The sequence below is a fragment of the Curtobacterium sp. MCSS17_016 genome, from assembly GCF_003234255.2.
GTDB classification, from domain to species: Bacteria; Actinomycetota; Actinomycetes; order Actinomycetales; family Microbacteriaceae; genus Curtobacterium; species Curtobacterium flaccumfaciens.
On record NZ_CP126254.1, the window covers coordinates 673618 to 687037 of the forward strand.

Consider the following 13420-nt stretch of genomic DNA (forward strand, 5'->3'; position numbering starts at 1 on the left):
GCCCGCTACCTAGCGCATGCGTCCGGCGTGACGGACGCCGTAGACCACTGGCTAGATGCGAGCAAGCGAATCGACCCCCACGCGCAAATCCTTTCCGCAGGTGTGCTTGGGATCGACGCCGACGCAGATCGCGTGAAGACGATTTCACATTTAGGTCGGGATAGACGATCTTGGCTTCCGATCGGCCTGATCGGCAGGTTGAGAAGAGGTGACATCCTAGTGATACACGAGGGATGGGTTCTGAGTAACCTTGCCGCTGCGCTGATCACGAGAATGAGTGGGGCCCACTACGTAGTAATGCCACACGGCGTCTACGAGCAAGGGATTGTTTCCAATCAAAGAGACCGTTTCGGATTGCGGCACCAAGCAGAGAGATTAGTAATCCGCCACGCTGCCGCGGTTCACGTCTTCTACCCTGGGGAGCAAGCCGTGGTTCGACGCATGGAGCCCAAGGTGAGACACTTCATCACTCTGCCAAATGGTGCCCCCGACTCGTCGCCGTCTTGGCGAGGGTCGGGCGACTTCTTCTTATACTTGGGACGCTTTGACCCCTTCCACAAAGGACTGGACAACCTCCTTCAGTTCTGGTCTCGCCTTCCCACTCCCCGTCCGCATCTGAAGCTTGTCGGGCCGGACTTCCAGGATGGGAAGAGGGTAGTGGGCGCCTTGATCCGCGAACTCGGATTAACCGAGAGCGTTAGCATCGAACGACACGCCTCGGGCCAGCGGAAGGCTCAACTGCTGGCACAGGCTAGGGCATACATACACCCATCTCGTTGGGAATCGTGCAGTATTACTCTCCTTGAGATGCTCAGTGCTGGCGTTCCGGCCCTTGTGTCCTCAACCATTCACGCGTCGGTTGAACTTGAGCAAGTAGATGTGTTCCGTATTGTCGACTTCGAGAATCCGGACGTGAATGCTGAGTCGATAATCGCATGCGTCGATACGAACGCTGATCTCGGGAGAAGAGCCGCACGGTGGGTTGCCAAGGAGGGTAACTGGGCTTCGATTGAGAAGAGGTTTGTCGTCGAATACAGTCAACTGAGCGAAACTCTACGAGGGGCCGGTAAATGATTGCTTTTGTAGACCCTGGCGCCAGGACCACCAATCTGGGAGACTTGGTGATCTCGAACTCGGTCAGACATGAACTCATCGATCCGATTCGTGCAGCGGGCGTAGAAGTGGTAACGGTTCCATTGCACGGAGATTTGAATGCTGAGCAACGCACTGTGCTTCGTTCTGCCCAGGAAGTATTGGTCTGCGGGACTAATCTCTTATCCGATCATGCGTACTTTCGCTCACCCTGGCATTGGTCTCGTGACGATATTTCGCTAGCCACAGGCAAACTTACGATGTTTGGCGTGGGCTGGTGGCAGTATCAACGTACGGGAATTGACTTGGTCACGGCACGATGGATGCGTACGCTCGCGTCAAGTGCGCCCTGGGCGGTTCGGGACATCTATTCGGCTCGCCGCCTTCAGCGGGCGGGTGTCGCGGCAGTACACCTTTCTTGCCCCACTCTTTGGGGTATTGAGCGTCAAGTGCTACCATCCGCTGGGAAGTCAGTGGTCGTGACGCTCACCGACTACAACCAGGACCCGCTGGCGGATGAGCGACTCATCAGGCTCCTCGAAAGCATGTTCTCCAGCATTTCGTTCTGGCCGCAAGGCCCTGGGGATGAAGCGTACTTGCGTTCACTCCGTCCCAATGCGCTAGTTCTAGAACCGACGCTAGAGGCCTTTGACGCTGCGATGCTGGCCGACGCCTCGGTTAGCTACATCGGTCTACGCCTGCACGCTGGCGTCAGGGCGATGCAGCTGGGACGAGCGAGTCTGCCCCTGAGTATCGATAATCGGGCCAGGGAGATAAGTCGGTCCATTGGCTTAGTGGCACCGTCGCGGCACGACCTGCGTATGTTGGAAGAGCTTCTGCTCGAGGGAGGAGCGCAGGTATTATCGATGCCGAATGCCTCCATTGAAGCCTGGCGGGGGCGATGGGTGTGAAAAGGCAGAGGCAAGTAATAGCGGTTATGTTCGGTTCAGCCGAGAAAATAGCGGAAGTCCGGCGCGGGCTAGATCGTACGGCGAATCCAAATAAGGTTTTCGTCTTTGCGGAGACAGAGGACGACTACGTCCGGGCGATCGCTTCAGGAACCCAGCCGATTCTGGTCCAAGACCGATTCAGTCTGACGGATCAACGCGCGAAGGTTCCGCGAGTAGCTCTACCGCTCTTCAGAGCGTGGCGTTGGCGGCGGGTCATGCTGAATGAGGGAATCACGGTGCTGGTTCTCAGGCGTGGGCGGTCGGTAGGGGTCATGCTCCTTGGAGCACTGCTCGCTGGAGTCAGGTTACGATTCTACCGACCGGGGGGTTATTGATGCGCCGGGGGCTAGCGTACGTTTCCCTGCCTGCGCCACTTTTCGGGTCGGTGGCGGGGGTGATGTTGGCTGGGATACTTCCGCTATCGTTCGTTTTGGCGACGCCTAGCGGCGGCCACGCATCCTGGGTGGGAGCTCTACTCGTGGCGATACTGTCTGGACTGCGCTTTGGGTGGCTTATGCTCGTTGGGCTGAGGTATCTGTTCGAGATGGTCTTCTGGTTGTTTGTCTACGTCTTCTTTGGACTGGCACCTATAGTGCAACTCAGGACCGAAGCTGACCCGGGGACTACGCCCGGTCTCGACCACTCCAAGGACTGGGTTGCTTTCCTCGTTGTCTCGTTCGGATGTCTCGCGTTCCTGCTTGGGACGCTCCTTCCGCTCGCGCGGTCGAACGCGGACGCACCATTGATCCGTGAAGTCTCGAAGGGGAAGGTTCATGCGCTGACGTTTGTGGCGGGAATTGGGGCACTTTGCTACATCTCCCTCGTCGGCATTGGACCTCTGTTCAGTTCTCGAGATTCATTGGCCCAAGCTCAGAGTGTCTTCGGCGAATCCACCACAAGCTCAGTCGTTGTGGCCGCTGTTAACATGGCTACCTTCGTTGCGGCGGCTGGGCAGCTGCTATTCCTAAGGCAGGAGCGAGCAGCGCACCGTGCAGTTTCTTACGTCCCGGCGATTCTATCGGTGATGATTTGCGTCATTTGTGTGAATCCGATTAGTAGCGCTCGTTACGTGGTGGGAACCATCTTGCTGGGGCTGCTCGCAGCCACAGGCGCAACCGAGTCTTTGCGCCGGTTTCGTTGGTTCTCGCTGTCCGCGATTGCAGGTTTGGTCTTTATCTTCCCCATAGCTGACTTCTTCCGCCATGCAACGACCACAGCGCCTGTTTCGAACGTGCTGACGTCCCTGAAGGGCGGCGACTTCGACGCGTTCGGTCAGGTCGTCAACACTGTGGCATATGTCGACGCGTTCGGAACGACGAATGGCAACCAGGCCCTTGGTGTCTTACTATTCTGGGTACCGAGGTCCGTTTGGGTGAGTAAGCCTGTGGATACCGGAACCCTGGTGGCAAATTATAAGAACTACGACTTCACCAATTTGTCGGCGCCGCTGTGGTCGGAACTATTCATCAACGGTGGGTGGGTGGCCTTGGTGCTTGGAATGGCCGTGCTTGGTGTGCTTTTGCGCCGGCTTGATTCGAATGCTAACGCGCGTCTCATGTCGGGTCTTCCCAGTACGGTAATTGGGTCGGTGTTGCCGTTCTATTTTCTTATTCTGTGCAGAGGATCGCTTTTGCAAGCGATGGCGAATCTCGCGGCAATGCTCGTGTTCGCTGCCTTCATCAGCCGTCGAAAGGTTTCGCCGGGTGCGGGCGTCCGATCGTCCAGACTGGATCAGCGGTCGATGCCGTTATAGATCGATTCGAGGCGGCGTGCTACCGCGGCTACGCTGTACGCGTTCGTTACTAGCGCTCTTGCGGCTTGGCCCGCGGCCCTACGTCGTCCGTCGTTCGAGAGTAGATCGCCGATCGCCGATGCCAAGGAGGCAGGATTGGCGTTCGTGATGATGCCGGCGTTAGCTTCCTCGATTGCGGAAGCCAGACCGTTATCGTCCGTGATCACGCAGGGCGTCCCCACCGACATTGCTTCCAGTAGTGACATGGGAACGACTTCACCTACGCTCGGCAGAACGTAGATCGAGGATCTTGCGAACCGCTCGAGGGAAGCTCCCGGGGGTAGCGTCCCTTCGTATATCACTTGTTCATGCAGGCCATGGTCTACGATGAATTGCTCTAGCTGTTTAAGTTCCCCTTCGTCCGGCCCCACGATGCTGAATCTTGCAGCTGGGTATTTTGCGGCCAGAAGGAGTGCGGCCTTGGCGAAGTCAAGCACACGCTTCCGGGGGTGAAGGCGCGCGAGGAACAAGACGTCCGGATTGGACCTGTTGCTGTCAATCGCCTCGTTGGGGACCGGCACTCCATTGGAAATAGGAAGTGATCGCAGTGGGCCGACGAGTTGTGTTAAACCGAGCCTCTCATCTTCGGTCAGATGCAACACAGCATGCGCTTTTCGGAGGAGGGGTTTCGTCCAAATCGAATCGAAGATGCGTGACTGGATGCGAGCATCGGGCATCACCATTCCGTGTGTCTGCAAGACCGTCGTTACGTGGAGTCGGACTGCTCGCCAGGCAACGGGCGCGGTGATTAGGTCCCGCCCGAGATGAACATGAACCACATCGAAGGCGCCTGCGCTGGCGGCTACGAATTTCTGGAGTCTCCAGGACCAGAGCCCGCTGAAGCCTGAAGGTAGTATCCGGCGGACGGGGAATAGCCGTAGCCGGACGCCGGGCGCCTCGATGAGGGCTCTGCCGTCCCAGCCTGCGATCAATTCGACTTCATGTCCCAGGCGCGCGAGTTCCACGGACTGCGCTACCGCGACTGCCAATGGGCCGCCAAAGGCTCCGTCGACAGACGCGTATGTTACTATCTGAAGAATTCTCATTGGTGGTCAGGGAATCGCTGACCGATAACGGTTAGCCTCTGGCCTGACACGACAGTGTTCACTGCAACATCCTGATTCACGACGGTCATGGGAGTAACGAGTGACGAGCGACCAACGGTCACCCCGCCGACCACCACGCATCGTGAAGTAATCCAAGCTCCGTCGTGTATGGCGATAGGCGCGGTGACTAGCCCCATATCTAGACGGTGGCGGTGGCTCCCGGTGGTAAGCATGGTTTCTTGCGAGATAACGACGTCATTTCCGACGACGATCGGAGCCTGATTGTGGAACCAGACTCCTTCGCCTATCCAGCAACGAGGACCGACGGTCAAGTTCCAGGGGAACTTGACCCGAGTGCCTGGCCGGAAGACTACGCCCGCGCCGATGTTGGCGCCGAACCTGCGAAGCGCCCATACGCGCACCCTGGATGAGATCTGCCACGCGTTGCGGACAAGGAGTATTTCCACGATCGCCCACGCGTAGACGGTCGCCCGCGGGCGTGTCCACGCCGCGCGTTCGCCTGGTGCGCTAGCAAGGTTGATGACTGGCGGTTCGATCGGCACGAGGAAACCCTGTTCGTTGGCCGGGGACTGTCGGACGCCCGCAAGTTGCAGACACGGCCAGCATATGCGGTGTGTCCCGGGCGGCACGCTGGGCGGGTTCCGCGATTGTGGTTTGGCATCCTCAGCGGTCATCGAGGCCTGTCAGGGAGAGACCTGGCCGCGGTTTTCTCCAGCGGCGTGCCCGCCCCAACCGATTGCGACTGTTATTATTTTAGCGTGAAAAGCCGTTACTCGGTCCTGCTCGTTGGCCTCAACTACGCACCGGAAAGTACTGGCATAGCTCCCTACTCAGCAGGGCTCGCCAGGGAGCTGGCGAGCCGCGGTCTCAGAGTCCGTGTGATCTCGTCGTTCCCGCACTACCCGCAGTGGTCGTTTCACAACGGATTCCCGGTGCGCTCGGAGGTGCTTGATGAAGACGGCGTCAGGGTAGTTCGGCGACGGCACAAGCTGCCTGCCAGGCCCGGCGGCCTGGCGCGCGCCTGGTCAGAGCTCACTTTCGGCCTAGCGGCTGCAGGAACTCGATTCGGGCGGCCGGATGCGGTCGTGCTCGTCTCGCCCGCGTTGATTTCGACTGCGGTTGCGCTGGTGAAGTTGAGGCTCCTGAGTCGGACGCCCGTGGTCATCTGGGTGCAAGACCTTTACTCGCTCGGACTTCGTGAGCTCGGTGATGATAGGGCGAGAGTGGCACAGCGCCTCATTGCCAAGCTTGAGGCTTGGTGCCTGCGGGCCGCGGACGGCGTTGTCGTGATTCATGAGCGGTTCCGTGACACTGTGGTCGATGACCTGGGAGTGGATGGCTCGTCGGTGACAGTCGTGCGGAACTGGTCGCATCTTGGTCCCTCGGCGCCGGTCGACCGCGCTGTCGTCCGAGCCAAGCTGGGGTGGGCGGAGGACGATTTTGTCGTGCTTCACGCCGGTAACATGGGCGTCAAGCAGGGGCTTGAGAACGTCGTGGACGCGGCTCGCCTTGCTGCCTCGGCAGGGAGCCGGGTCCGATTCGTGCTCGTGGGCGACGGTAACCAGCGCACGCGATTGGCGGAGCTTGCTGCTGATGTTCCGGCGATAACGATGATCGGGTCTCTGTCCGACGATGAGTTCCGGGGTGCTCTGAGCGCAGCTGACGCGCTTCTGGTGAATGAGCGAAGCGGCGTGGTTGGCATGGCGGTCCCGAGCAAGCTCACGTCGTACTTCACCACCGGGCTGCCCGTGATTGCGGCGACCGACCCGGGTAGCGTCACGGAAAGTGAAGTGCTGCTGGCCGGAGCGGGCCCGGTCGTTCCTGCCGGCGACCCACAGGCCTTGCTCGATGCGGCTCTGTCGCTGGCCTCGGATCCGGAGCAAGCCCGGGCGATGGGAGCGAGTGGACGGCGGTTCCGAGCAATGCGTCTCACTCCGCGCGCTTCATTCGATACGTTTACTCAGCTATTGACGACGCTGGCAGATGGTCGCCGTCCGTCTGGCACAAGGGAATCGGGGACTGGTTGACCAAGCGCGCGCTCATCACGGGCATCACCGGACAGGACGGCTCGTACCTGGCCGAGCTGCTCCTTCGTAAGGGGTACGAGGTCCACGGACTCATCCGTCGTGCGTCCACGTTCAACACGTCGCGGATCGACCACCTGTACGTGGACCCGCACAACCCCGATGCCAAGCTCTTCCTGCACTACGGAGACCTCGGCGACGGCGCGCGGCTCGTCAGCCTCCTCAGTGAGCTGAAGCCCGACGAGGTCTACAACCTCGCGGCCCAATCGCACGTGCGGGTGTCGTTCGACGAGCCGGAGCACACCGGCGACGTCACGGGTGTGGGCACGATGCGCATGCTCGAGGCGGTCCGGGTATCCGGGATCCACACGCGCTTCTACCAGGCGTCCTCCTCTGAGATGTTCGGGGCCACCCCGCCGCCGCAGAACGAAGAGACGCCGTTCTGGCCGCGTTCTCCGTACGGCGCCGCGAAGGTCTACAGCTACTGGGTGACGCGGAACTACCGTGAGGCCTACGGCATGTTCGCGGTGAACGGCATCCTGTTCAACCACGAGTCGCCGCGTCGCGGCGAGACGTTCGTCACCCGCAAGATCACCCGCGCGGTGGCTCGGATCAAGGCTGGCCTCGAGGATCACGTGTACCTGGGCAATCTCGACTCCGTCCGAGACTGGGGCTACGCCGCCGAGTACGTCGAGGGCATGTGGCGGATGCTGCAGGCCGACGAGCCCGATGACTTCGTCCTGGCAACCGGTGGCGACTTCACGGTCAAGGACTTCCTCGTCACCGCGTTCTCGCACGCCGGGCTGAACTGGGAAGACCACGTGCGCTTCGACGAGCGCTACCTGCGACCGAGCGAGGTGGATGCCCTCGTCGGCGACGCCTCGAAGGCCAAGGAGAAGCTCGGCTGGGAAGCGACGGTCGACACCGCCGAGCTGGCAAGGATCATGGTCGACGCCGACATCTCCGCCCTCGAGCACGAGGGCCGTCCCTGGATCGACACCGTCCGTCTCGAGAGCTGGGGTTCCTGATGACCACGACCGACTTCACCCCCGGTCCGATCGATCGAGCTGACCGCGTCTACGTCGCGGGACACCGAGGCCTGGTGGGTTCGGCGGTGTGGCGCAAGCTCGAGTCGGAGGGCTTCACCGACGTGGTCGGGCGGACCTCGTCCGAGCTCGACCTGAAGGACCGCGGCGCGGTCTTCGCCTTCTTCGCTGACCAGCAGCCGAAGCACGTCGTACTCGCCGCCGCCAAGGTGGGCGGGATCATGGCGAACAACACCTACCCGCACGACTTCCTCAGCGAGAATCTGCAGATCCAGGTCAACGTGATGGACGCCGCGGTGGAGCACGGTGTCGAACGGCTCGTCTTCCTCGGCTCGTCCTGCATCTACCCGAAGATGGCCGAGCAGCCCATCCACGAGGACGCACTACTCACGGGCCACCTCGAGCCGACGAACGACGCCTACGCCATCGCAAAGATCGCCGGCATCCTGCAGGTGCAGGCCGTCCGTCGGCAGTTCGGCCGTCCGTGGATCTCGGCGATGCCGACCAACCTCTACGGCCCGGGCGACAACTTCTCGCCGACCGGTTCCCACGTCCTGCCGGCCCTGATCCGCCGGTACGACGAAGCAGCTCGCAGCGGGGCGTCGAGCGTGGAGAACTGGGGGACCGGTTCACCGCGTCGCGAGTTCCTGCACGTCGACGACATGGCGGCTGCGGTGTTCCACCTGATGGAGCACTACGACGGTCCTGACCAGGTCAACGTCGGGACGGGATCGGACGTCACGATCAAGGAGATCGCGGAGACGATCGGCAAGATCGTCGGCTTCGAAGGCGAGACGATCTGGGACACGACCAAGCCGGACGGTACGCCGCAGAAACTGCTCGACGTGTCGAAGTTGGCGGATGCGGGCTGGACGGCACAGATCGGCCTCGAAGACGGGCTCCGCAGCACCATCGACTGGTACCGGGAACACGCGGATTCCGTCCGTCAGTGACGGGTATCGGACACACTGAACCGTAGGATCGCCTCATGTCCGACGCGCCCGAGTCGCGACGCACTGCAGTTCACCGGGGGTCCAGGGCCCGGATCGTTCTGTGGGGCGTCCTCGCCCTTGTCCTGCTGCTCATCCTCGCTGTCGCCTGGGTGGGGATCCGTGCGTACCTCGCGAAGGGGCATCTGGAACGCGCGGTCGGTGACGTGGACACGCTGCGGTCACAATTGACCGGTGGTGACCCTGCCGCGGTTCAGAAGACAGCGGCGCGTCTCGAGGACGAAGCTGCGTCGGCGCGCTCACTGACAGGTGACCCGGTGTGGGGCGCAGCACAGCACGTGCCGTTCTTCGGGACCAACCTTCGCGCGGTGCGTGACGTCTCCGTGATCGTCGACGACGTCGCGCAGAACGCGGTCACACCGGTCGCAGGGGTGGTCGGGAAGCTCGGGTCGGACTCGTTCGCCCCGAAGAACGGCAAGATCGACCTGCAGCCGATCGAGGACGCGCAGCCTTCGGTCGCCAAGGCGACCAAGACGCTCGCCAGCGCGCACCGCGACGCCGAGGGGATCGACGTCAGCGGCACGTTGTCGCCGGTGACGACCGCCGTTGCTCAGTTGCGGAACGCGTTGTCGTCAGCATCCGAGCAGGCGGTCGCAGCGAACCGCATCGTGCAGCTCGCGCCGGCCATGCTCGGCCACGACGGCGATCGGAACTACGTCCTGCTGTTCCAGAACAACGCCGAGCTGCGTGCCGGCGGCGGGATCCCAGGGGCCGTGGCGCTCCTGCAGGCGAAGGACGGGGCGATCAGCCTCGGGAACCAGGCATCGGGATCGTCGTTCGGACCGTACGAGCAGCCGGTGCTGCCGCTGACGGCGGACACGCGGGGTCTCTACGGCGAGATCACCGGCGAGTACATGCAGGACGTCACGCTCACGCCGCGTTTCGACGTGTCTGCGAAGCTCGCGCGCGAGATGTGGAAGCAGAAGTTCGGGCAGCAGACGGACGGCGTCCTGGCCATGGACCCGGTCACGTTGAGCTACATCCTCAAGGCGACCGGGCCGGTGCAGCTGCCGACCGGGGACACCCTGACGGCCGACAACGCGGTCAAGCTGTTGCTGAGCGACGTCTACGCGAAGTACCCGGACCCGGTGGTGCAGGACGCGTTCTTCGCTTCCGCAGCCAGTGCGGTCTTCGAGAAGGTGTCGTCCGGCGGGTTCGACGCGAAGACCTTCGTGTCGGCGCTGACGCAGAGCTCGGGTGAGGGACGCCTACGAGTCTGGAGCGCCGACAAGTCCGAGCAACGTCGGATCAGCGGCACGCCCGTGGCCGGGGAGCTCCCCACCGCAACTGCAGACTCTCGCCAGTTCGCCGTCTACCTCAATGACGGCACCGGCTCGAAGATGGACTACTACCTCGACAAGCGTGTCTCGGTCGGTAGCTCGGTGTGCCGGAAGGATGGACGGCCCACGTCCGTCGTCCAGATCACCATCAAGAACACGGCACCGGCTGACGCGGCGACGAGCCTGCCCGAGTACGTCACCGGTGGGGGGAACTTCGGTGTGGAGCCGGGCAAGATCAAGACGCTCCTCGCCGCCTACGCACCGGAGAACGCGATCTTCCTCGGCGCCACGAAAGACGGCAAGACGACGCCGGTGCAAACCGCGACCGACGGTGGGCACCCTGTCGCGCAGCTGCAGACCCTGCTCGCGCCGGGCGAGAGCCTGACGTACCGCGTGGCGTTCCTGGGCGAGGCGAAGTTCGCCAGGGCGCCCGTCAGCGCGACCTCGACCCCCGGCGTCCGCTCCACGAAGACCCAGCCGCTGACGTTCTCGTGTGAGGACCCGCTCGCGGCGGGCTGACGAGCACCCACTCCCTCGAAAGAACCGTTCAGCGCGAACGGCACGCCCCCACTCCGGGGGGCGTGCCGTTCGCCTGTCTGACCGCAAAGACTCTTGATCCGGCACTCAGGGCGACGGGCTCGCCCACGATTGGCGGGTTGAACAGGGGTTTCCCCGGACCGTGTCCGCAGAAAGGTCGACACGAGAGTTGTCCGGGCTCAGGGGGTCGCGGTGAACACATGACGACCAGAGACCAAAATCCGAACAATCTGGCACGTCACTGTGAAAACCCGCTAGATTGAGGGAACTTCGCCATAACACCCGCCATAACCATGGCCTGGGTTCGGGCCGGCGAGGAAGCGGGCTCTGGGTGTCAGGGTCTGGAAAATCAGATCTTTAGGGGAACCATTCATGAAGAAGCTCATCGCAGCGGTGGTGCTGGCTGGCGCCGCACTGCTCGCCACTCCGGCCGTCGCCAACGCCGCCGGTTACACGCCTGACTCCGACGTCTCCGTCTCCGGCTCCGCCGTCGCCGGTGGCACCGCTTCGGTGAACTTCACCGAGGGCGCGTTCCAGGACAACGAGACCGTCAACGTCCAGGTCACCGGTGCCGGTGCGGTCACGCTCGGCGCGCTGCCGACCACGACCGTGTCGAAGACCTACACGGCCGCTTCGGATGGCTCGCTCGACGTCAACGTCACGTTCCCCCAGGGCGCCTCGGGCACCTACAACCTGACTGCCACCGGCGCCACCTCGGGCGTCGTCGGCTTCGCGGCCTTCACCGTCGCCCCGGCTGACGCTGCTGCGGTTCCCGCAGCTGGCGCCGGTGCTGGCAACGGCACCGACGGCACGCTGGCCTTCACGGGTTCGACCGTCTCCGCCCTGGCCCTCTGGGTCGCCGGCGGCGCAGTCGTCCTCGGTGGTGGCCTCCTGCTGGTCCGCGGCTCGGTCCGCCGCCAGCGCGAGTCCGTCTGAGTCTCGACACACTGAACGAAGCCCCCGGAGCATCTGCTCCGGGGGCTTCTTCGTGTTCGGAGATCATCCTCAGCGACGCCGGGCCGCACGGCTGAGCAGCAGCACACCCACCACGGCCCCCAGGAGCGCTCCCACGCCGTTCGCGACGACGTCGTCGATGGTCGCGGTGCGGGCGGGCAGGAACAGCGCCTGACCGGTCTCGATGCACGTGCTGACGACGAGCCCCGCGGCGATGGCGGCCCACCACCAGCGGGCACCGGCGAGCAGCACCACGAGCAGGCCGAGCGGCACGAAGTAGACCACGTTCGCCAGGGACTCCACGGTGGCGTAGTCGATGCGCTCCGGCAGGCCGTGACGGTGCGCGGCTGCGAGGACACGGGTGAGCCACGGGGCCCCTGCGGCGTCGACGGGGGAGCCCCAGAACCCGACGAGCGCCAGGGCGACGCCGTAGGCGATCGCCAGCCCCGTCGCGAACCGACGGCTGCGCCAGGTGGCCGGGGCGCGGTCGTCGACACGGGGCTTGTCGGAGGTCACGTGCCGACGCTAGCGAGTCCCGCCTCCAGGCAGGTGTCCGCACCATCTCGTCCCCCGATCCCGGCGATCCGGAAAACGAGTACCCCGATCCTGGCGCTGTACCCCGGAAGTGCGACGCACCTGCCCGGAAATCCGGGGCTGCCCGATGGATGGCATTGACGGAACCCGTGAATCGACGGGCCTGGCTGGCGATCCCCTCGGCACTTCTCGTAGCGTTCTCGTGTCAGCAGATGTACCCCGGATCGTGAAGGAGAGCGACATGAGCATCACCGTGAACAACGCGACGCAGGCCGAGGTCACCCTCGACACCGACACCGTGGACACCATCGCGATCCTCGAGGCCGATGCAGCGCTCTCCTCGCGTCCAAAGCGCGCCAAGGTCACCTGGGTGCAGGAAGACCAGGGCGAGTGGATCGCCGGCTACGGCGGGTACTTCGGCGGCAGCGTCGACAAGCGCGACGACCGTTACGTGGCCTCCGACACCTTCGGGCTCGTCGTGGGCGAGTTCTCCTCCCTCGAAGAGGCGCAGACCAAGCTCGAGGACCAGCTGCACGTCATGCTCCCGCCGGTCATCCGGCCGGTCGAGTGACGACGACGGACACCAGCTCCACCGGCGTCGATCGCGACGCCCGCACCACCCGGAACCACCGGCACCACCCAGTACGCAGCACAGCACGAAGGAGCAGCACCATGAGCACGACCGTCGCCCACCGCCAGCAGGCCGAGGTGACCCTGGACACCCAGACGATCGAGGTCATCGCCGAGATCGAGGCCCAGGTCGTGGCTCCCGTGCAGGCAGCCCCCGTCCGCATCTCGTGGGCCCAGGCCGACACCGGCCTGTGGGTCGCGAACTACGGCGGCTACTACGGCGGCACCGTCGACCGTCAGGGCACCCACTTCTTCGTCTCCGACACCTTCGGTGAGTACGTCGGGGACTTCCGCTCGCTCGACGAGGCGAAGGCGCGCCTGTCCGAGCGCCTGCACGTGCTGCTGCCGGACGTGATCCGTCCGACCGCGTGATCCACTGCTGATCGCTCGCTGATCCTCGAACCCCCGCCGGCCTGCCGGCGGGGGTTCTTCCGTGGGCCCGGGGCGCGAACGGGTCGCGACGGCGGACCGAGACATGCCGGACCGCCGCGTACCCCCTGAACG

Annotated in this window: 12 protein-coding genes; 10 read left to right on the plus strand and 2 right to left on the minus strand. The window is 63.5% G+C overall.

The window, feature by feature from the left end:
- Positions 1–27: 27 nt before the first annotated feature.
- From DEJ19_RS03325 to DEJ19_RS03335, 3 genes are all read left to right on the plus strand, one after another.
- Complete coding sequence (locus tag DEJ19_RS03325) at positions 28–1074, plus strand: glycosyltransferase (RefSeq protein ID WP_181441594.1); 1047 nt, start codon at positions 28–30, stop codon at positions 1072–1074.
- Positions 1071–2003, plus strand: coding sequence for a polysaccharide pyruvyl transferase family protein (locus DEJ19_RS03330; RefSeq protein ID WP_111233902.1), 933 nt, complete (start codon positions 1071–1073; stop codon positions 2001–2003). Before DEJ19_RS03325 ends, DEJ19_RS03330 begins: the two co-directional genes overlap by 4 nt.
- Before the next feature lie 583 nt (positions 2004–2586).
- Entirely contained in the window at positions 2587–3795 is a 1209-nt protein-coding gene (locus DEJ19_RS03335; protein WP_146250704.1) for an O-antigen polysaccharide polymerase Wzy, read from the plus strand.
- Here the strand turns inward: DEJ19_RS03335 and DEJ19_RS03340 are convergent.
- The gene (locus DEJ19_RS03340; protein WP_111233903.1) at positions 3774–4880 is read right to left on the minus strand and encodes a glycosyltransferase; all 1107 of its coding nucleotides are present in this window, start codon (positions 4878–4880) and stop codon (positions 3774–3776) included. The two genes, DEJ19_RS03335 and DEJ19_RS03340, sit on opposite strands and share 22 nt — an antisense overlap.
- 779 nt (positions 4881–5659) lie before the next feature.
- On the opposite strand from DEJ19_RS03340, the gene DEJ19_RS03345 reads away from it, so the two are divergent.
- From DEJ19_RS03345 to DEJ19_RS03365, 5 genes are all read left to right on the plus strand, one after another.
- Entirely contained in the window at positions 5660–6928 is a 1269-nt protein-coding gene (locus DEJ19_RS03345; protein ID WP_258377455.1) for a glycosyltransferase family 4 protein, read from the plus strand.
- Positions 6925–7953 carry a GDP-mannose 4,6-dehydratase gene (gene gmd / locus DEJ19_RS03350; protein ID WP_111099911.1) on the plus strand — a complete coding sequence of 343 codons (1029 nt, stop codon included), beginning with the start codon at positions 6925–6927 and terminating at the stop codon, positions 7951–7953. The genes DEJ19_RS03345 and gmd overlap by 4 nt, the downstream gene beginning before the upstream one ends.
- Positions 7953–8924: a GDP-L-fucose synthase family protein gene (locus DEJ19_RS03355; protein ID WP_111099912.1), complete on the plus strand. Its 972-nt coding sequence runs from the start codon at positions 7953–7955 to the stop codon at positions 8922–8924. Before gmd ends, DEJ19_RS03355 begins: the two co-directional genes overlap by 1 nt.
- Before the next feature lie 35 nt (positions 8925–8959).
- Entirely contained in the window at positions 8960–10780 is a 1821-nt protein-coding gene (locus tag DEJ19_RS03360; protein ID WP_111233905.1) for a DUF4012 domain-containing protein, read from the plus strand.
- A 390-nt stretch (positions 10781–11170) separates the two neighbouring features.
- Positions 11171–11734 carry a hypothetical protein gene (locus DEJ19_RS03365; RefSeq protein ID WP_110864288.1) on the plus strand — a complete coding sequence of 188 codons (564 nt, stop codon included), beginning with the start codon at positions 11171–11173 and terminating at the stop codon, positions 11732–11734.
- 69 nt (positions 11735–11803) lie between these two features.
- On the opposite strand, the gene DEJ19_RS03370 is transcribed toward DEJ19_RS03365, so the two are convergent.
- A complete protein-coding gene (locus DEJ19_RS03370) occupies positions 11804–12268 on the minus strand; it encodes a VanZ family protein (RefSeq protein ID WP_084740580.1) in 465 nt (154 codons plus the stop codon).
- A gap of 259 nt (positions 12269–12527) precedes the next feature.
- On the opposite strand from DEJ19_RS03370, the gene DEJ19_RS03375 reads away from it, so the two are divergent.
- Together DEJ19_RS03375 and DEJ19_RS03380 are read left to right on the plus strand one after the other, a co-directional pair.
- On the plus strand, positions 12528–12857 hold the full coding sequence (locus DEJ19_RS03375; protein ID WP_071248415.1) for a hypothetical protein: 330 nt from the start codon (positions 12528–12530) through the stop codon (positions 12855–12857).
- A gap of 101 nt (positions 12858–12958) precedes the next feature.
- On the plus strand, positions 12959–13288 hold the full coding sequence (locus tag DEJ19_RS03380) for a hypothetical protein (RefSeq protein WP_217499688.1): 330 nt from the start codon (positions 12959–12961) through the stop codon (positions 13286–13288).
- Positions 13289–13420: the final 132 nt, after the last annotated feature.